Origin of the sequence: Arthrobacter sp. PsM3 (assembly GCF_030433895.1) — a bacterium.
Classification (GTDB): Bacteria; Actinomycetota; Actinomycetes; order Actinomycetales; family Micrococcaceae; genus Arthrobacter.
The window spans coordinates 20,556-39,481 of record NZ_JARUXE010000024.1; the positions used below are offsets into that span (position 1 = coordinate 20,556).

Consider the following 18,926-nt stretch of genomic DNA (forward strand, 5'->3'; position numbering starts at 1 on the left):
GCTGCCGCCAGTGCTACTGGCCGCCGCGGCGGGCGGGCTGGGCCGTATTGACCGTGTGGATCGCGCGCAACAGCTTGGCCGGGAAGTAGACGGAGAAGAAGACGACCATTGGGGCCTTGAGCGCCATCTTCTTAACGTTGTGCGCCTTGTACGTGCGGTCGAAGCGCGTCACGTAGTAGCGGTAGTCGCGCGGAGAGTCTTCAAGGCGGCGTGCGGACATTCCGGAGACCATCTGCGGCCAGTACTGGATCCGGAGTTCGTGGTCGGCCAGGTGCAGGGACAGGTCGATGTCCTCGTGCATCTCGTCCTTTTCGTCCCGGCACGTCTCGGTCCGGATGATTTCCCAAGCTGAGCGGCGGAGGGCCATATTGGAGCCAAAGAGGAAGTGGTATTGGTGCTTGGCGAGCTTGAGCATCAGCTGCCGCATTTTGTCGTCGGCCTTCAGGCCGAAGCGCCGCATCGGCATATCGTAGTAGACCACCGGACCGGTCGCGGCGTGCACGGACTGGTCGTGGAAGGCCTTCTGCACTTCTTCGACCCAGTCGGGCTCCAGCACGGAATCGGCGTCGATCCGCCCGAGGATGTCCCCGGTGGCATGGTCCAGGCCGAAGTTGCGGGTGGGGATCAGACCCTGGTGCCGGTCCTGGCTGAGCAGGATGATCGGGCTCTCCGGATATTCCGACTGCATCTGCCGGACGATATCGGCTGTGCGGTCTTTCGACATGTTGTCCACCACGACGATCTCGTGGGCCGGCACGGACTGGTACACGGCTGCAATGAGGCACTGCCGGATGACGCTTTCCTCGTTGAAGGCCGGGATGACAATGGACACAGCTGGCGTGTGCACAGCATCGTGTAAGGCATCCTCAGAGGATTTTTCGGGTGACATTCCCCTAAATTTAGCACCCGTGACATTTTTCCGGCCCGCAGCCGGGCTTTGCCCCGGCTACGAACTGGTAAACATCGTGCGAAAAAGGGAGGAATCCCGCCGATGGCGGAATCCCTCCCTCAGCGGCGGCTATCGGGCAGCCCGCCAGCCGTTTTAGAGGCCGGTGTTCTTGTCTGCGCCGTTGTTGCGGCTGGCGGCGATGTTCCGGACCGCAGTCTTGGCATCGGTGGCAACCTTGGCCGAAGCGTCCTTGATGTCCTCGACAGCGTCCTCTGCGGCGTGCTTTGCCTTGTCCGCGGCGTCGTCGGCGGATTCGGCAACATCAGCCGAAGCGTCCGCTGCCGTGTCCGCAGCTGCGACCGTTGCTTCGCCGGCCTTGTCAGCGGCTTCCTTGACGGAATCCTTTACCTCGTTGACCGTAGTGGCCGGCACGGGGGCGGGCGTCACCGGGGCCGGTGTCTTCCACGGATCTTCGACCGGCTGGGAAGCCTTCCAAGCGGCAACACCGGCGGCCACGGCTGCGGCAATGATGCCGAAGACCAGCCATCCGCGGTGCCTGGGCTTCTGCGGCTTGCCGCTGACGGCCCTGCTGGCGTGGCTCGCAGCGACCTTGGCGCGGCTTCCGGCCGTCTTCGCCTGCTCCTGGACGGTGTGGATGATCCCCACGTCGCCGAGCTTCTGGGCGACCGCATCCACATGGGCCGGAGCGCTTTCGAGGGTCCGGTGCACAGCTTCGGAGGCCTGGCCGATCTGGTCCGAGAGCTTCGGCAGATAGTCGACGACAACCCGGTCGCGCGCGTTGGCGATGACCGGCGTCGCCTTATCCAGGGCCTCATGCAGGCGCGGGGTCGCGCCCTCAACGGCGTCGTGGATCTTCGGTGCCAAATGGGCCAGGCTGTCCTGGATGCGCGGGGTCACCGTAGCAACACCGTCGGCGAGGTTGTAGGCCGCCGACTTGAGACCTTCCTGGATCTTGGGAGAAGCGGTATCCAGGCCCTGCTGCAGGCGCGGCACAGCCCAGTTGACTGCTGCTTCAACCCGCGGGGTAGCCCATTCCTTGGCGGTTTCTACTCCGGTGCTGACGGACTGCTCCAGCTCCCGGGCAATACGATCCGTTTTCTTCACAACTACCTCCCGATTAATGTGACGGTTCTGCAGTTAGCCTACGTGGCCCAGACCTCACCGGCTATTCTTCAGGCCGATTTGGGCCGGATTTCACCCAGCGCGGAACTGGCGGACCGGCCCGGTGTGTAGTGGCCTCTCATGGAAGAATAGGGCCTATGACTGCCATCGCAACTGCAAAAGCAACCATCCACACGAGCATGGGCGACATTGTCGTCAACCTCTTCGGCAACCACGCCCCCAAGACCGTCGAGAATTTCGTCGGACTGGCCACCGGTGAGAAGGCCTGGACCCACCCGGAGTCCGGCGAGGACAAGACGGGGACGCCGCTGTATGACGGCACCATCTTCCACCGCATCATCAAGGACTTCATGATCCAGGCGGGCGACCCCCTGGGCCGCGGTGTCGGCGGACCGGGCTACAAGTTCGATGATGAAATCCACCCGGAGCTGACCTTCAACGAGCCCTACAAGCTGGCCATGGCGAACGCCGGGATCCAGATGGGCCGCGGCACCAACGGCTCGCAGTTCTTTATCACCACCATCCCCACCGGCTGGCTGCAGGGCAAGCACAGCATCTTCGGCGAGGTGGCAGACGAGGACTCCAAGAAGGTCGTTGACGCCATCGAGGGTGTCCGCACCGGGATGGGCGACCGCCCGGTGGAGGACGTCACCATCAACAGCATTGATATCGAAAAGCTCTAAGCCCAGCGCATGAGCTACGGAATTCCGGCGGCAGAGCCGTCCGCGCAGATTCCGGTGTGCCCCCGGCATCCGGACCGGCCCGCGTATGTGCGCTGCCAGCGCTGCGGGCGCCCTGCGTGCCCCGACTGCCAGCGGGCGGCCGCCGTCGGATTCCAGTGCGTTGACTGTGTCAACGAAACCAAACGCACGACGCCGGAGGTCAGGACCGTCTACGGCGGCGCCGTGGCCACCGGCAAACCGCTGGTCACCTACTTCATCATTGGGCTCTGCGCCGCGGTCTTTGCGCTCCAGTGGCTGGTCCCCGGCGACTTGATCTATCAGAACCTGGCATTCGCCACCGTCTATGCCTCCCCGGAATACGGGGTGTTCGAACCGTGGCGGATGGTGACGTCGGCCTTTCTCCACTCCCAGGGCTTCATCCTCCACATTGTGCTCAACATGTACATGCTGTGGGTGTTTGGCCAGGCACTCGAGCCGCTCCTGGGCCGCATCCGCTTCCTGGCGGTCTATTTGTTGTCCGCCTTCGGCGGATCGGTAGGCTTCCTTCTGCTGACGCCGGGGTATGTTCCGGGCCAGCCCCTTACCGGCGTCGTGGGCGCTTCCGGTGCCATTTTTGGCCTCTTCGGCGCCATGCTGGTGGTCCAGCGCCGCCGCGGCGGCGACACCAGGCAACTCTGGGTATTGATCATCATCAACGGCGTCATCGGCTTTGTGGTTCCCTCGATTGCCTGGCAGGCGCACCTTGGTGGTGCAGTCACGGGTGCCATGTGTGCGGCCGTTATTGTGTACACGCCCCGCGGTCCGCGACAGGGGCTGATGCAGGCCTGCGGCCTGTTAGTGGTACTTGCCCTGCTTGTCGCCGTCTCAGCCCTACGAGTCGCCGGCGCCTGACCGCTCTGCCCCTTCCCACTCAGTCCTGCCGTTTGCCTCCCTGAGGGTTTCCCACAGCGTGTCGTAATTTTCCACAGCGTGTCCTGACGGACGCGCTTTTTTTGGCGGGTGCGGCCGCCTCCCGCGGCCCTCGCCGCGGCCCTGGCAGGTCAGGATCCACCGCCCTCCCGGGGGTTGTCCACAGGGGTTATCCACACTGTTGGTAACTTACACGACTGTAGTTCGTGCGGGCGTTGCGGATCTGAGGGCCACACCGGGCGATTTTGTTCCGCGGCACTTCCCGATCTCCACAATTGTGGATAACTCCTGTGGGCCGGTCTGTGGTTAAGTGGACAACGCCGCCCGGGAGAAGCACCGCAGGCCGGCCTCGAGTGGGTAACAGGCGAGGGTGGGCAGCGACGCTGCCCTGTCCCCACCGGGTCACTCCCAGCACAAATCAGATTTCAACAGGGTTATTCACAATGTTAATAACTTGTCGCTCCAAGTATCCCGGGTGGAATTGGCGCCGTGCGGCGCCAGAAGCCGCCGGAATCCCCTCGCCTGGCCGGGTTATCCCCAACTGTGGATAAGTTGTGGGTACTGAGTTGTTGTTAAGTGGATAACTTTCCTCGGGCCTCACGCTGGCCTGAGGCGACGCTGACATCGCGGGCCACGGCTTCCAAGCCCGGAGCGTCCCCGGCCCCCGTGAAGTTATCCACAGGGAATCCACACTGTTAATAACTCACGGGCCCGAAAGGCTCCGGTTAACGTTCGACGGAAGGGCTTCCTGGGGCCAGCACGGGCGGGAAGGCCGCGCGGGCGGCCAGAGCCGCTAAAAAGTTATCAAGATTGTGGATAACTTTGGCCGGCGTTGTGCACAGCTCTGCTGCGTCAGCGGGGCCAGACGCCTGAGCTGCCCCGGCGGTGGCTGTCCAGGAGATGGGTGTCGATCATGCCGATCGCTTCCATCAGGGCGTACATCGTGGTGGGCCCAACGAATGCGAAACCCCGCTTCCGCAGCGCCTTGGACAGGGCGACCGACTCTGCCGAGGTGGTTGGGATGTCCGCATGGGAGACCGGCTCCGGCGTGGACTCCGGCTGGAAGGACCACACGAAGTCCGCCAGTCCGCCGTCGTCCCTCAAAGCAATGGTGGCCTGGGCGTTGGTGATGGCGGCCCGGATCTTGAGCCGGTTGCGGACGATTCCGGTATCGAGGAGCAGACGCTCCACGTCCGTTTCAGTGAAAGCGGCGACGGTCTCGGGATGGAAGTCGTGGAAGGCGGTCCGGAATGCCGGCCTCTTCCGGAGGATCGTGGCCCAGGACAGCCCGGCCTGGAACGCCTCGAGGCTGATGCGCTCGAACAGGCCCTGCTCGTCCCGCACCGGGAGCCCCCACTCTGTGTCGTAGTAAGCGCGCAGCAACGGGTCCACGGCCGCCCACGGGGGCCGGGCGAGGCCGTCGTCGCCGAGGACCGAGCCGGATACTGCCGGGGCCATTGTGATTCCTTCGCTCGCCCTATTCTTCGTTCCAGCATTATCGACCGCTACGGGGCCCCGGCGTTAACGCGGAAGACCGGCACACGCGGTGTACCGGTCTTCCGTCAGTTGCAGCAGGGTTCAGGAACGCCAGCGGGTGGTCATCAGGAAGCCGATGATGGCGATGCCGAAGCCGGCGATGATGTTCGCGGATCCCCAGGCGGCGACGGGGAAGGCGCCCTGGCTGATGTAGAAGGTGATGATCCAGAGGAGGCCGATGATCATCAGGCCGAACATCACCGGCTTGAACCAGACCGGGTTCGGCTTGTGCGCGTGCGCGGTGGAAGTCTGCGTCGTGGCGGGAATGGTCCTTTTGCGGCGCTTTGACTCGGGCACGGGTCCTCCTAGGCGGCTGGAACAGGAGCGGGACCTGGCTTGATATCCTGCAAGAAGGAATACACCGGCGGTCAACGCGCTCCTGGTCACGTTTGAGTTCTTGTTCGGAGCCAATTCTAGCGGTTGTTCAGGCCGCCGGGGCGTCCGCCGCGAACGTCCGGCTTTCCTGGATGGCACAATCCACCAGTTCACTGATTCAACGATTGGTTCAGCAAGGCACCCATGAGCACAACCAAGATCCTCGTCGTCGACAACTACGACAGCTTTGTGTACACCCTGGTGGGGTACCTCCAGGAACTGGGCGCAGAGACCACCGTCGTCCGCAACGACGACGTCACCCTGGCCGAGGCTATTGACCTGGCGGAAGCGCGCGACGGCGTCCTCATCTCGCCCGGCCCCGGAAACCCCGCGGGCGCGGGGGTCTGCATTGAGTTGATCAAGTGGTGCGGCAGCCACAACAAACCGATGCTGGGCGTCTGCCTGGGCCACCAGGCACTTGCCGAGGCCTACGGGGGAACCGTCACCCACGCGCCCGAGCTGATGCACGGCAAGACGTCCCTTGTGGAGCACCACGGCGGCAGTGTGTTCGACGGGCTGCCGTCGCCCTTCACGGCGACCCGCTACCACTCCCTCGCTGCCGTCCGGGAGAGCATCCCGGACATCCTGGAAATCACCGCCGAGACGGGCACCGGTGTGGTGATGGGGCTGCAGCACCGAACTGCACCCCTCTGCGGGGTGCAGTTCCACCCGGAGTCCGTCCTGACCGAAGGCGGCTACCAGATGCTCGGGAACTGGCTCGAATCCCTCGGCATGGCCGGAGCGGCCCAGCGCGCGGCCGGGCTCAGCCCCCTCATCAAGCACTAGCCGAAAGCCCGCCCGGCCAGTTTCGACTTACTTCGAGCTCTTGGTGGGCGTCGGGGTCGGCGTGGCGCTGGGGCTCGGTGGCGGCGGAGCCTTGGCCACAGTGACAGTGACCGTCTTGCCCTGTTCCACCAGGGCCTCGGCGGCGTCGGCCTGACCGGTGACCTTTCCCGGCTCCACCTGGGAGTTTTCGACTTCCGTGGCGTTCATGCCGAGGCCAACAGCCTTCAGGGCAGCCTCAGCCTCGGCCTGCGGAAGCCCAATGAGCTGGGGAACGGCCACCTTGCCGGTGGAGACAATGATTTCCACCGTGCTGCCTGCGGCCACGTTCTGGCCAGGCGCAGGGTTGGTTGTGATCACAATGCCGGCCGGGACCGTCGGACTGTTGGCCATGGTGGTGCCTGGTGCTCCGGCGAGGCCCTTCTGGCGCAGGACATCGCGGGCGGCGGCCTCCGTCCGCCCGGGAAGGTCCGCGGGGATGGTGATGACGCTGGGGCCTTCGGAGATGTTGAGCGTGATAGCCGAATTGGGTTCCAGTGCGGCCCCCGTCGTGGGGACGGTGCCGACGGCGATGCCCTTGGCGATCGTCTCGTGCTGCATCCGGCTGAGCTGGGGCTTAAGCCCTGCGTTGTAGAGCTTCTGGAGGGCCTCGGTCTCGGTCAGCGACGTCACCGACGGCACCAGGACCTTGGCTACGGGCGGCGGCGCCTGGTTCATCATGTTGTAAAGCCACAGGCCGCCTCCCGCCAGCACCAGGACGGTGACTATCACCAGGGCCGAGATCCATGTCCGGCGTCGCGACTGCTGCCGCGCGGTGTGCTCGCGTTCGGGCGGCAGAAGCAGTGGCAGGCTGCCGGTGTCTTCGGCTCCATAGGCAACCCCTTGTGCCATCAGGGCGTTCTCATCATCGGCCGAGGCCTCCGGCGCCGGCCGCAGCCTGCCTGTGGGGGTCTCGTCGAGGAATTTCGCGCCGGTCACTGGGAAAACGGCGGTCGCTGCACTGTCCGGCGTCGGGATCGTGTTGTGGGGGTCAGTTGGAGCTTCGCTCGCAGCTGGCGCGGCGACGCCCACGCCGCTGCGTGCGGCCTGAAGGGCGCGGCGGAAGGCTGCCGCATCCTGGAAGCGGTCCGCACGGTTCTTCTGGAGTGCCTTCATCAGCACGCTGTCCAAGGCCTCGGAGACCTCAGGGTTCAAGCTGCTGGCCAGTCCGGGGATCTCACGCACATGCTGGTAGGCGACGGACACGGGGCTGTCACCGATGAAAGGCGGGCGGCCGGTCAGCATCTCATACAGGAGGCAACCGGCGGAGTAGAGGTCGCTGCGGGCATCCACCGTCTCGCCGCGGGCCTGCTCCGGTGAGAGGTACTGGGCGGTGCCCACCACGGCCTGGGTCTGGGTCATGGTTGCTGCCGAGTCGGCCATGGCGCGGGCAATCCCGAAGTCCATGACTTTTACGCTGTTGTTCTCCGGGCAGAACATCACATTGGCCGGTTTGATGTCGCGGTGCACGATCCCGGCCTTGTGGCTGTAGTCCAGGGCAGCGAGCACCCCGAGGGTGAAATCGATCGCCTGGTCGATGCTGACTTCCCTGGCCCGGATCAGATCCCGGATTGTCCTGCCGGACACGAACTCCATCACGATGTACGGCACCCGGACGGTGTCCTCGTGGTCGCCGGGGACCGCGTGGTCACCGGTGTCATAGATGGCAACGATCGAGGGGTGGTTCAGGGCGGCCACCGCCTGCGCCTCGCGCTTGAACCTGGCCTGGAACTGGGGGTCCCGGGCCAGGTCCGGGCGCAGAAGTTTGACGGCGACGGTGCGTCCCAGCCGGGTGTCGACGCCGCGGAAGACGTCGGCCATGCCGCCGCGGCCGATCAGCTCACCCAGCTCATAGCGTCCACTGAGGACGCGCTGCGTGTTCACGGGGCCGCGGTCCTCCCGGTGCGATGGGGTGCGGGGTGAATTGGGCATGGTGGCCTACGTTCCCGTTGGGCTCGGGGTTGACTGCGCGGCCGCGGCCTTGGCCAGGTGGTAGGTCACGAGCGAACCGGCGGGCACCTTGCTGCCGGAGGCAGGCTCGGAGCTGACGAAGGTGCCGGGCTGTTCCTTCTTGACGGTGGGGCTGACAGGATCGCCCTTGGCCCAGCGGAGGCCGGCACTCTCGATGGCCTGCTGGACAGCGGTTTCGCTGGCACCGGACGCCAGCGTGGGCACCGTAACGGCTTCGGGGCCCTTAGAGTACGACACCTTGATGGTTGTGCCGGGCTGGACCCGTCCGGCGGGGTCGATTTGGACCACCGTTCCGGGGGTGGAGTCGTCAAACACCTCGACGCCCGTGACGACAAGCCCCAGACCAATCAGTTCGCTGCGGACCTGGTTGAAAGGGCGGCCGAGATAGCTTTCCGGAATCAGGTTGATGGCAGCCGGCGTGGACTGGGTGGGTGTCGCGGAGCTGCTGGTGGGGCTGGGGCTCGTGGTGGTCGGGGAGGCGCTGGTGGTGGTCGGTGCCGCGCTGGTGGTGGCGGCGCTGGTTGCGGGTGCCTGCGGGAACAGAATTCCGGCCTGGGTCAGCATGACCCCCACCAGGGCGAACAGCACCAGCAGGATCAGGGCAATCAGCGGCCAGGTCCAGGGACTGCGGCCGCGGCGTTCGGGCTGGTTGACCGGCTCGTCGTCGTAGTCGTCGTCCTCCTGGACCCAATTGCGTTCCGCCGCGAGGGCGTCGGCGCGTGAGAGCGTGTTGCGGGCGCCGTACGCGCTGGCGGCCGCTGCCCCAGCGGCCAGTCCTGCAGCGGCACCCGCACCGGCTCCACCGACGACCGGCAACGCCGAGGTGGCCGACGTCGAACGGTCTGCCGCACCGATGACACCGGTCGCGGCGGTGGGGATGTCCACCGGTGCCGTGATGGGTCCGGTTGCTGCCTCGAAGAGGAGCATGCCCGGAACGGCGGCGTGCGCTGCGGCGATGTCGCCGTTGCGGATGGCTTCCGCGGCCTCGGAGAGTTTGAGGGCGTCGGCCGGCCGGTTCTTGGGGTCCTTGGCCAGCATGGACATCAGGAGGGCCCGGACCGGCTTCGGCAGGGTTTCCGGCAGCGGCGGCGGGGCGTCGTTGACCTGGGCCAGCGCGATGGCAATCTGGGATTCGCCCGAGAACGGGCGGTGCCCGGTGAGGCACTCGTAGCCGATCACGCCGAGGGCATAGATGTCCGAAGCGCCGGTAGCCAACTGGCCGGTGGCCTGTTCCGGAGCCAGGTACTGTGCAGTCCCCATCACCTGTCCGGTCTGGGTGAGCGGCACCTGGTCCGCCAGCCGGGCGATGCCGAAGTCGGTCACCTTGACGCGGCCATCCGGGGTGATCAGCAGGTTGCCCGGCTTGATGTCCCGGTGGACCAGGCCCTGGGCATGGGCGACCGAGAGGGCCCGCGCCGTCTGGGCGATCATGGACAGCGTGCGGTCCGGGGAGAGCACCTGTTCGTGTTCGATGATGCTGCTCAATGGCTGGCCGGGGACCAACTCCATGACGAGGTAGGCGGAGCCTTCTTCCTCGCCATAGTCAAAGACGTTGGCGATGCCCACGTGGTTCAGCAGCGCAGTATGGCGGGCCTCGGCGCGGAAGCGCTGGAGGAACCCGGGATCGCCGGTGTACTCCTCCTTGAGCACCTTGATAGCGACGATACGGCCAAGGATCAGGTCTTTGGCTTTCCAGACTTCCCCCATACCGCCGATCGCAATACGTGTGGTCAGCTGGAACCTGCCGCCGAGGGTGGTTCCTGATGAAGGCCTCACTTATTCAACACCGCCTCAAAAATCTTCTTCGCGTTCGGACTGGTTAGCTGTGCGCCGGTGGTGATGTCTACGCTTTCCATGACGATAGTGACAGCCACCTGCGGGTCATTCGCCGGGGCAAACCCGGTAAACCATGAGTTGTTCAGGCCGTTGCCAAGCTCCGCGGTCCCGGTCTTGCCGGCCACTTTGACACCGGGTACGGCCGCCCCGCGGGCGATGCCGTCGCTGACCACACTGACCATCCACTCGTTGATCTGCCGGGCGATCTCCGGCGTCGTGGAGGTCTGCAGCACCTGGGGTTTCGGCTCACTGATCGGCCGCAGGTCCGGGGAGCGTACGGCCTTGATCAGGTTCGGTTGCATCTGCACTCCGCCGTTGGCGATCGCGGCGGTCATCTGGTTAATCTGGAGCGGGGTGGCCCGGACGTCCCGCTGGCCAATTGACGACTGCGCCAGGCTGGCGTCATCCAGCGGCTCGCTCGGGAAGAAACTCGGGGCGGAGTCCAGCTTCAGCTGGTCGCCAAAGTCCTGCCCGAAACCGAATTTCCCGGCCTGGTCGGCGATGGCCTTCTGTCCCAGATCCAGGGCGATGCTGGCGAACGGGGTGTTGCAGGACTGCTGCAGGGCAAAGGCAAAAGTCGCCGTGTCGCGGGTATAGCAGTTGCCGCCGGCGTAGTTGGGCAGCTTGTACTGGATGCCGGGGAAGGACATTTCGGCCGGGTTGGGCAGAATGCTGTCCTTGTTGTACTTGCCCGAGTTGAGGGCAGCGGCCGTGTCAATGAGCTTAAAGACCGAGCCGGGGGCCAGCAGCGCGCCGGTGGGTCCGCTGACGTTCTGGTTCAGGTTGATCCCCGGGACCTTGTTCAGCTCGGCGAAGTTGGCCGCTTCGGCCGCCGGATCCTGGGTGGCGATCAGATTGGGGTCGTAGGACGGTTTGGACACCATGGCAATGATGGCGCCGGTCTTCGGATTGGTCACCACGATCGATCCGCGCCGGCCATCCGGGATGAGGTCGTACGCGAGTTTCTGGATCTTCGGATCGAGCGTGAGCTCCACGGATGCGCCTTTGGGCTGGTTGCCCAGGAAGAGCTGGCCGACACGGTCCAGGAACTGCTGGTCCGAGTTGCCCGCGAGTTCCTTGTTCATGGTTTTCTCCAGACCGGTCACCCCGTAGCTCCGGGAGAAATAGCCGGTGATCCCGGCGTAGGGCTCCGGCTGGGTGTAGGTGCGCTGAAACGCGCAGCTTTCATCCGCAGCCACGGACTCGGCCACCGGGGTGCCGCCGACGATGATCGCGCCGCGGTCGTTGCAGTAGTTCTGCAGAAGGGTGCGTTTGTTCCACGCATTTGCCTCCAGCTCGTCTGCGCCGATCACCTGGACGTAACTGAGGGCCCCGAAGATCAGCACGAACATGGCGATAGCGGCGATCCAGGCGTTGCGAATGGCTTGGTTCACAGCTTCACCGCCTCGGTGGGGGCGTCCGGACTGTTCCGTCCGGTGCCCGGCGCGGCGGCCGGCTTCGAGGGCATGGCAGGAGTTACTTTCTGTGGGTCGGGTTCGTCGCCGGGGGCCAGCGGTGTTGTGTCCACCGGGCCGCGTGCCGTGTGCGAGATCATGAGCAGGAGTCCGACGATGATCCAGTTGGCCAGCAGCGAGGAGCCGCCCGCGGCCAGGAACGGGGTGGTGAGCCCGGTAAGCGGAATGAGCCTGGTAACGCCGCCGATGACGACGAAGCACTGCAGCGCAATGGCGAAGGAGAGCCCGGTGGCAAGTAGCTTTCCGAACGCGTCCCGGGTGCCGAGCGCCGCCCGGAAGCCGCGGGTGAAGAGCAGCAGGTACATCAGAACGATCGCGAAGAGGCCAATCAGCCCCAGTTCCTCACCGAATGAGGCAATGATCATGTCGCTGTTGGCGAAGGGGACCAGATTGGGGCGGCCCTGGCCGAAGCCGGTGCCCACCAGGCCACCGTTGGCCATGCCGAAGAGGCCTTCGACGATCTGCAGGCTGCCGCCGAATTCCCGTCCGTAGACCTCGGGGGTGAAGGCGTTGACCCAGCCGTCGATCCGCAGGGCTACGTGGGAGAAGGCGCGGGACGCTACGAAGCTGCCTGCGGCCATGAGGGCCACGCCGATAATCACCCAGCTGATACGGCTCGTGGCGACGTAGATCATGACGAGGAAGAGACCGAAGAACAGGATCGAGGAACCCAGGTCCCGCTGGAAGATCAGCACGCCGATGCTGACAAGCCAAGCGGCGATCATGGGGCCCATGTCCTTGAAACGCGGGAATTGGATGGGCCCGACCTTTCGGCCGGCAAGCAGGATGAGGTCCCGGTTGGACGAAAGATACCCGGCAAAGAATATAGCAAGGGTGATCTTGGCGATTTCGCCGGGCTGGAAGGTCATCGGTCCCACCTTGATCCAGACCTTGGCGCCCAGGATCTCACCGGCCGAGATGCCGGGAACCAGCGGCAGAATCAGCAGCATCGCACTTACTGCCAAGGAGATGTAGGTGAAGCGGCGGAGGATGCGGTGGTCTTTGAGGAACCAGATCACGGCGATGGAGACCCCCATGGCCACGAGGGTCCAGCGAAGTTGGTTGTTGCCAGTGTCTTCCCCGACCCGGTCCAGCCGGTGGATCATGGCGAGGCCGAGTCCGTTGAGGGCCACCACCAGTGGAAGCATTACTGGATCGGCATATTTTGCCCGGATACGGAGCACGATGTGGAAGGCGAGGGCGGCCGCGGCAAGCAGGCTCGACTGGAACCAGAAATCGGTGTCGAAAGCCTTCTGTTGGTCCACGCCGACGAGGGCCTGGGCGCCGATGCCGACGGCGAGGGCCAGCACCAGCAGTACGAGCTCAATGTTCCGCCGCGGTTTGGGCGTGGGATCGATGGGTGTCATTTGCCGACCTCGCAGACGGGAGCCGTCGCCGCCGGCGTCGGTGCCCCGGTCACGGCTGCGCCGGGACCGGCGGTTTCGCCGGGGACTGCCGTTGCACCCGGACTCGCTGAAGTGCCCGGGGTTGCCGGGGTGGGGGACGGTGTGATGCATTCGTCCGCGGGGGCCGTGGTACCGGTGCGTTCCAGGTTTTTGACGATCCGCTGGGCGTCATAGAGGTCCCGGGCCGGCACGGTCTGGCGTACCCGCTGCTGGGAGAATTCGGGGAGATCTGACATCCGGATATCGGTCACCGTTTCGAGGGTGGAAAGCTGAATGGGTCCCAGGCGCTGTGAGACCCCGTTGAAGATGGCGACGTGCTGGTCCTGTTCTCCGATGTAGTACCGGGTCTGGGTCCAGGCGTAGCCCAGCCACAGACCCAGGGCGAGAAGTGCCACGATGGCCGCAGCGATGGCGACAGTCAGCCAGCGGCGCGGCGGGCGGGCGGCCTTGTCGTCGTCGGCTTCTTCCCTCGCCTGTTCAGACTTGTGGGTAAGAACGGTCGCCGCGCGGCGGGCCAGGGTGCGCCCCGCAATGGTGGGGATGGAACCGGTCTCAGCGGCAGTGGCGGCTGCGCCCACGAGCTCGTGGGGGCGACCGGCCAGGTCCTCGCGGAGCACCTCGGCGGAAAGGTGCTCGCCAAGGTGCGGATCGGTCGAGGTCGCAGGCTCTTCCTTTTCGGCGGCACTGTCCTCCGGCGGGACGTCCGCCGCGCCGGGGCCGTCGGTCTTCGGCGTCGTTTTGGGAGTCGGTGCTGCACCAACGATGCTTCCGGGCAGCAGGACCGGGCTTTCGGACGCAGTGGCGGTCACGATGGATGGTGACGCGGCCGGAACAATCTCAACGGCGGCAGTCCGTACGTCGTCGCTCGTCTGTTCGGCGATTTCCAGCATCACAACGGTGACGTTGTCCGGAGCCCCTGCCTCGAGGGTGAGGTCGACCAGCAATTCCGCGCATTCGCGCAGGTTCGGGGTCTCCCGGACGGTGCGTTCCACAACATGGCCGGCCACATAATTCAGGCCGTCGGAACAGAGCAGCCAGCGTTCCCCCGGTTCAACGTCAAGCGTTGCCAGGTCCAGTTCCGGGCTGGCGTCGACGTCACCGAGGACGCGCATGAGGACATTCTTGTGCGGGTGGGTTTCCGCCTCTTCGGGGCGGAGCCGGCCTTCGTCGATGAGGCGCTGCACGAAGGTGTGGTCCACGCTGACCTGCTCGAATTCGCCGTTCCGGAGCCGGTAGGCGCGGGAGTCGCCAATGTGGGCGAAGTGCAGTTTGCCTTCGGCCAGCAGGAGGGCTGTGACGGTGGTGCCCATACCGGCCAGCTTGGGATTCATATGGACAAGCTCCGAGAGCAGTGAGTTGGCCGTCTGGATCTCGTCGGCCAGAACGGTGCCGGCGTCGCCGTCGTAGTCATCCTTGTCGAGATGGATCATGTCCAGCACGGTGGCGGCAGAGGCGACATCGCCGCCGGCGTGTCCGCCCATGCCATCGGCGACGACGGCGAGGTGGCGGCCAACATACGCGGAGTCGTCGTTCTTCGCCCGCACACGGCCCACGTCGGACCGCGCGGCGTAGCGCATGATGAGCGGCCGCAACGGTGCAGGTGTTTTGCCTTCGGCCCCCTCGGGGCGATCCGGGACAGCCACGGCTATGGCCTCAATTCGATGACCGTCTTGCCGATTCTCACGGGTACACCCAGCTCAACGGGCAGGGCCCTGGTGAGCTGCTGGTCAGCCAGGTAGGTGCCGTTGGTCGAGCCAAGATCCTCGATAAACCACCGGCTGCCCTGCGGGAACAGGCGGGCATGGCGGCCAGAGGCATAGTCATCCTCCAGCACCAGCGTGGCTTCCTGAGCGCGGCCAAGCAGGATGGGGCTCGCCGCCAGCGGAATTGTGGTGCCCCTGAGGGGGCCTTCGGTCACCACCAGTTGGCGCGGCTGTTGCTTGACCGGGGCGGCTGGTTCGGCCAGCGCAGGGTTCTTGCGCACCTGCCGTGCCGTCGGGGCTCCCGCCGCCGCCTTGCGGCCGATCATAAGGTCGCGGCGCATGGCAGCAACGATGCTGAAGATCAGGACCCACAGGAGCAGCAGGAAGCCGAACCGCAGGGCGGTGATGGTCAGTTCGCTCACTGGCGGCCGCCGGGGTTGGCGGGCAAAAGGCGGAAGATAATCTTGGTCCGTCCCATAGTGATCGTGGCGCCGTCGCTGAGTTCCGAGGAGCCGGCGATCTTGTGGCCGTTGATGTAGCTGCCGTTCGTGGAGCCCAGATCCACGGCCTGGGCGGTGCCCGGCCCGGTGCGGATTTCGAGATGGCGGCGGGAAACGCCGGTGTCGTCAATCAAGATGTCCGCTTCGGAGGAGCGCCCCAGAACGATTGACGGCGCGTTCAGGGAGTAGCGCTGCCCGTCGATATCGAGGACGGGCTGCATCCGGGCCGGCTGTCGAGTCGGTGCGGCAGGCGTGCCGGCGTGCGGCGCAGGCTGGGCGGGCGTGGAAGGGGAGGACGATTTCTCGGTCCGGGACTTGATTTCAAAGTCCCCGGCGCGGCGTTCCTCATCCCGGCGGAAACTGATCCGCACCGGACCCTGGAGGGTGTAGCCCTGGCTGCGCACATGGTTGATGACGACGTCGCACAGTTCTTCCGCGAGCGGGGTGCCCCATTCCTGGGCCCGCTGGAAATCGTCGTCGCTGAGGAGGACATCGAAGACGTTGGGGGCGAGGGTCCGTCCTGCGGCGATGGTGATGGCCTTGTTGTCCACCTCGCGGCGGAGGTGGCTGGCGATTTCGACCGGCTCGACTTGGGCGCGGGAACCGGTGGAGAAGACTCCGCGGACGGCCTTTTCGATGCCGCGCTCGACTTTGTCCAGCAATCCCATGGTCCTTCTCCTTTCGTGACGGCTGCAGGACAGCATTCGTTCCGGAACTCGGTTTCCCAAATTTGCGGGAGCCCGCAGGTAACGGGCACTCCTACACCAGATACTACTGGGCGAGTCTGGGAATGGCCTTAATGGGGGGCGCCACTCCGTGCCGGGAAATTGCGACGGACCGCCCCTGACCTGCCCAGACATTGCTCTGACATTGCCCCGACCGACCCGGCGGAGAGGGGCTTCATGTAGCGGCGAGTGCCCGGGATGCGGGCCGCTGCGGGGCACCTGCGCCCTACCTCCGGAGTGCCCTCCGCGGCCCCTGCGGGAGCCGATTGGTGTTTTCCCGCAGTTGTCCGTTATGCTTGATCTCGCTGCTTTTACGAGGTTGGCGGTCCGGATTCCGGGCCAACAATCGTGTGAAAGAAGTTGCGCGCGAGTGGCGGAACGGCAGACGCGCTGGCTTCAGGTGCCAGTGTCCGAAAGGGCGTGGGGGTTCAAATCCCCCCTCGCGCACGCAAATATGAAAAGTACCCCGGTCTTCGGACCGGGGTACTTTTTGTTAACCGGGCGGTGCCGAAGCTGTGGGGGCTCCCCGGCGCGTTCTTCGCCCGGCCTCCGGAAGGTGCCCCGAACCCAGCCCGAACCCAGCAACGCGGGGTCACATCGCGCCCACCCCAGGCCCCGGGATGGGCGCTAAGTGACCCCGCGTTGGTTTGATCCGAGGGCATGCTCAGCGGTCAGCCGCGGAGCGCCCCGAAGCGAGCGATCATCGCCTCAAGGCCCAGGTTGAACGCGACGTCGGCGGGCTTTTCGTAGCCTTCCAGGTCCTGCTGCTCGACTGCTGCGGTGAAGTTCGGCGTCGAGTCAGCCATGCTTCCGGAGTCAAAAATGTCTGCCGGGGCCGTTACGTCATACGCTGAGCCAAAGATGAAGGACTCCAGGGCCACAATCGCCGAAATGATCCGCTCCTGCGGGAAACCCGCATGGCTGAATCCGGCGCTGACGGCCTCATACATGGCCAGTGTCTTGGGCGCGTCGGTCACCGGGAGCACGGCGATCACCGGGATCAGCGGCGTGTGCTTGGAGAACACGTCGCGGTAGCTCCAGGCCCAGCTGCGCACGGCCTGGTCCCACGGTCCGGACCCGAAGGCGGACACATCAACAAACGACGTCAGGTGGTCCTGGACCAGGACCAGGACGTCCCGTTTGGATGAGACGTGGTTGTACAAGGCCGACGGCGCCACGTTCAGCGTCCGGGCCAAAGCCGCCATGGTGAAACCGTCATACCCGCTCTTCCCGATGAGCTGCAGTGCCGCCGCGGTGATGCCGTCCTGGTCGAGGACGGCGGCAGCAGGCCTGCCCACCCGGCGGCGCGGTTTCGCGTCGTGGAGTGGATCTGCTGGGGCTCTGGTTGATGCCGGCATTCCTGGCCCTTCTGCTGTCGGTGTCCCTGGGTGCTCCCATTGTGCCCCCACTTTACCGGCGGAATTTCTTCGGCAGGAGGTCTTCCCTGGCGCTCCGGAAGGGTCTATAGTCGATTCTAAATGAATGGCATTCATTTAGTGGGCCGCATCACTTCAGCGGCCAGAGAGAGGACATTATGCTGGAACTTGACCGCGACGTCGTTATCGTTGGAGCAGGCCCCGCCGGGCTGACCGCAGCCCGGGAATTGAAGAAGGCCGGCCTGAGCGTGGCCGTCCTGGAGGCGCGCGACCGGGTCGGCGGCCGCACCTGGACCGACACGATCGACGGCGCCATGCTGGAAATCGGCGGCCAGTGGGTCTCCCCGGACCAGACTGAACTGCTGGCGCTCCTCGACGAGCTCGCCCTGGAAACCTACTCCCGCTACCGGGAGGGCGACTCCGTCTACATCGGCTCGGACGGCAAGCGCACTCTTTACACAGGCGACACCTTCCCGGTCAGCGAAACCACCGCCGCCGAGATGAACAAACTCACCGCCCTGCTGGATACCCTCGCCGCCGAGATCGGCCCCACCGAACCATGGGCGCACCCCAAGGCCCGCGAGCTGGACACCATCTCCTTCCACCACTGGCTGCGGGAGAACTCCACGGACGAGGAAGCCTGCAACAACATCGGCCTCTTCATTGCCGGCGGCATGCTGACAAAGCCTGCCCACGCCTTCTCCGCCCTGCAGGCAGTGCTGATGGCCGCCTCCGCCGGATCCTTCAGCCACCTCACCGACGAGGACTTCATCCTCGACAAGCGCGTCGTCGGCGGAATGCAGCAGGTCTCCCTGCTGCTCGCCGCCGAACTGGGGGACGACGTCGTCCTCGACAGCCCGGTGCGCGCCATCAACTGGGGTGTGGACGCCGGCGGGGACCACCGCGTGACCGCGGTTTCGGAGCGCGCTACCGTGAACGCGCGCTTCGTGATCATGGCCGTGCCGCCGAACCTCTATTCCCGGGTCTCCTTCAATCCGCCGCTGCCGCGACGCCAGCACCAGATGCACCAGCACCAGTCACTGGGCCTGGTCATCAAGGTGCACGCCGTCTACAGCACCCCGTTCTGGCGCGAGGACGGCCTCTCCGGGACCTGCTTCGGTGCCGGCGCACTGGTCCAGGAGGTCTACGACAACACCAACCACGAGGACCCCCGCGGCACCCTGGTCGGCTTCGTCTCGGATGAGAAGGCCGATGCCATGTTCGAGCTCAGCGCCGAGGAACGCCGCCGCGCCATCCTCGAATCGATCGCCGGATTCCTCGGTGACAAGGCCCTCGAGCCCGAGGTCTACTACGAGTCGGACTGGGGCTCTGAGGAGTGGACCCGCGGCGCCTATGCCTCAAGTTACGACCTCGGCGGACTACACCGCTATGGCAAGGACCAGCACGCGCCGGTCGGCCCGATCTACTGGTCCTCCTCCGATCTCGCTGCCGAGGGCTACCAGCACGTCGACGGCGCCGTTCGGATGGGACGCCACACGGCAGCCCGCATCGTCGCAGCGGCAGACCGTGCCTCCGTCGCCACCAACTAATCCGTCCGTTCCACGCAACCCGCCCAA

Annotated in this window: 16 protein-coding genes and 1 tRNA gene; 5 read left to right on the forward strand and 12 right to left on the reverse strand. The window is 65.5% G+C overall.

Annotation, left to right across the window (positions count from 1 at the left end):
* Window positions 1–13 precede the first annotated feature (13 nt).
* Complete coding sequence (locus tag QCD75_RS13680; protein WP_301229469.1) at window positions 14–889, reverse strand: glycosyltransferase; 876 nt, start codon at window positions 887–889, stop codon at window positions 14–16.
* A gap of 153 nt (window positions 890–1,042) precedes the next feature.
* Window positions 1,043–2,014: a hypothetical protein gene (locus QCD75_RS13685; RefSeq protein ID WP_301229471.1), complete on the reverse strand. Its 972-nt coding sequence runs from the start codon at window positions 2,012–2,014 to the stop codon at window positions 1,043–1,045.
* A 155-nt stretch (window positions 2,015–2,169) separates the two neighbouring features.
* Here QCD75_RS13685 and QCD75_RS13690 point away from each other — a divergent pair, with 155 nt between their 5' ends.
* Both QCD75_RS13690 and QCD75_RS13695 read left to right on the forward strand, forming a co-directional pair.
* On the forward strand, window positions 2,170–2,715 hold the full coding sequence (locus tag QCD75_RS13690) for a peptidylprolyl isomerase (RefSeq protein ID WP_301229473.1): 546 nt from the start codon (window positions 2,170–2,172) through the stop codon (window positions 2,713–2,715).
* A 9-nt stretch (window positions 2,716–2,724) separates the two neighbouring features.
* Window positions 2,725–3,606 carry a rhomboid family intramembrane serine protease gene (locus QCD75_RS13695; protein WP_301229475.1) on the forward strand — a complete coding sequence of 294 codons (882 nt, stop codon included), beginning with the start codon at window positions 2,725–2,727 and terminating at the stop codon, window positions 3,604–3,606.
* 870 nt (window positions 3,607–4,476) lie between these two features.
* Here QCD75_RS13695 and QCD75_RS13700 read toward each other — a convergent pair.
* The gene (locus tag QCD75_RS13700; RefSeq protein ID WP_301229477.1) at window positions 4,477–5,082 is read right to left on the reverse strand and encodes a DNA-3-methyladenine glycosylase I; all 606 of its coding nucleotides are present in this window, start codon (window positions 5,080–5,082) and stop codon (window positions 4,477–4,479) included.
* Between the two features lie 120 nt (window positions 5,083–5,202).
* On the reverse strand, window positions 5,203–5,457 hold the full coding sequence (locus tag QCD75_RS13705) for a cell division protein CrgA (protein WP_226758718.1): 255 nt from the start codon (window positions 5,455–5,457) through the stop codon (window positions 5,203–5,205).
* Between the two features lie 222 nt (window positions 5,458–5,679).
* Between QCD75_RS13705 and QCD75_RS13710 the strand changes: the two genes are divergently transcribed.
* Window positions 5,680–6,321 (forward strand): anthranilate synthase component II, encoded by a 642-nt coding sequence (locus QCD75_RS13710; protein WP_301229479.1) that lies wholly within the window; start codon window positions 5,680–5,682, stop codon window positions 6,319–6,321.
* Between the two features lie 27 nt (window positions 6,322–6,348).
* Here the strand turns inward: QCD75_RS13710 and pknB are convergent, their stop codons facing one another.
* From pknB to QCD75_RS13745, 7 genes are read right to left on the reverse strand one after another with little or no spacing between them, the layout of a single operon-like run.
* A complete protein-coding gene (pknB, locus tag QCD75_RS13715; protein ID WP_301229481.1) occupies window positions 6,349–8,289 on the reverse strand; it encodes a Stk1 family PASTA domain-containing Ser/Thr kinase in 1,941 nt (646 codons plus the stop codon).
* Between the two features lie 6 nt (window positions 8,290–8,295).
* Window positions 8,296–10,104: a protein kinase domain-containing protein gene (locus QCD75_RS13720; protein WP_301229483.1), complete on the reverse strand. Its 1,809-nt coding sequence runs from the start codon at window positions 10,102–10,104 to the stop codon at window positions 8,296–8,298.
* Entirely contained in the window at window positions 10,101–11,558 is a 1,458-nt protein-coding gene (locus tag QCD75_RS13725; RefSeq protein ID WP_301229485.1) for a peptidoglycan D,D-transpeptidase FtsI family protein, read from the reverse strand. The genes QCD75_RS13720 and QCD75_RS13725 overlap by 4 nt, the downstream gene beginning before the upstream one ends.
* Window positions 11,555–13,006 carry an FtsW/RodA/SpoVE family cell cycle protein gene (locus QCD75_RS13730; RefSeq protein ID WP_301229487.1) on the reverse strand — a complete coding sequence of 484 codons (1,452 nt, stop codon included), beginning with the start codon at window positions 13,004–13,006 and terminating at the stop codon, window positions 11,555–11,557. Before QCD75_RS13730 ends, QCD75_RS13725 begins: the two co-directional genes overlap by 4 nt.
* Complete coding sequence (locus QCD75_RS13735) at window positions 13,003–14,688, reverse strand: PP2C family protein-serine/threonine phosphatase (protein WP_301229489.1); 1,686 nt, start codon at window positions 14,686–14,688, stop codon at window positions 13,003–13,005. The genes QCD75_RS13730 and QCD75_RS13735 overlap by 4 nt, the downstream gene beginning before the upstream one ends.
* Window positions 14,689–14,690: 2 nt before the next feature.
* Window positions 14,691–15,170 carry an FHA domain-containing protein FhaB/FipA gene (locus tag QCD75_RS13740; protein ID WP_301229491.1) on the reverse strand — a complete coding sequence of 160 codons (480 nt, stop codon included), beginning with the start codon at window positions 15,168–15,170 and terminating at the stop codon, window positions 14,691–14,693.
* The gene (locus tag QCD75_RS13745; RefSeq protein ID WP_301229493.1) at window positions 15,167–15,916 is read right to left on the reverse strand and encodes an FhaA domain-containing protein; all 750 of its coding nucleotides are present in this window, start codon (window positions 15,914–15,916) and stop codon (window positions 15,167–15,169) included. The genes QCD75_RS13740 and QCD75_RS13745 overlap by 4 nt, the downstream gene beginning before the upstream one ends.
* Window positions 15,917–16,337: 421 nt before the next feature.
* On the opposite strand from QCD75_RS13745, the gene QCD75_RS13750 reads away from it, so the two are divergent.
* A tRNA-Leu gene (locus QCD75_RS13750) sits at window positions 16,338–16,420 on the forward strand.
* Window positions 16,421–16,644: 224 nt separating this feature from the next.
* Here QCD75_RS13750 and QCD75_RS13755 read toward each other — a convergent pair.
* Window positions 16,645–17,331: a TetR/AcrR family transcriptional regulator gene (locus tag QCD75_RS13755; protein ID WP_301229495.1), complete on the reverse strand. Its 687-nt coding sequence runs from the start codon at window positions 17,329–17,331 to the stop codon at window positions 16,645–16,647.
* A 176-nt stretch (window positions 17,332–17,507) separates the two neighbouring features.
* Here QCD75_RS13755 and QCD75_RS13760 point away from each other — a divergent pair, with 176 nt between their 5' ends.
* The gene (locus QCD75_RS13760; protein WP_301229497.1) at window positions 17,508–18,899 is read left to right on the forward strand and encodes a flavin monoamine oxidase family protein; all 1,392 of its coding nucleotides are present in this window, start codon (window positions 17,508–17,510) and stop codon (window positions 18,897–18,899) included.
* Window positions 18,900–18,926: the final 27 nt, after the last annotated feature.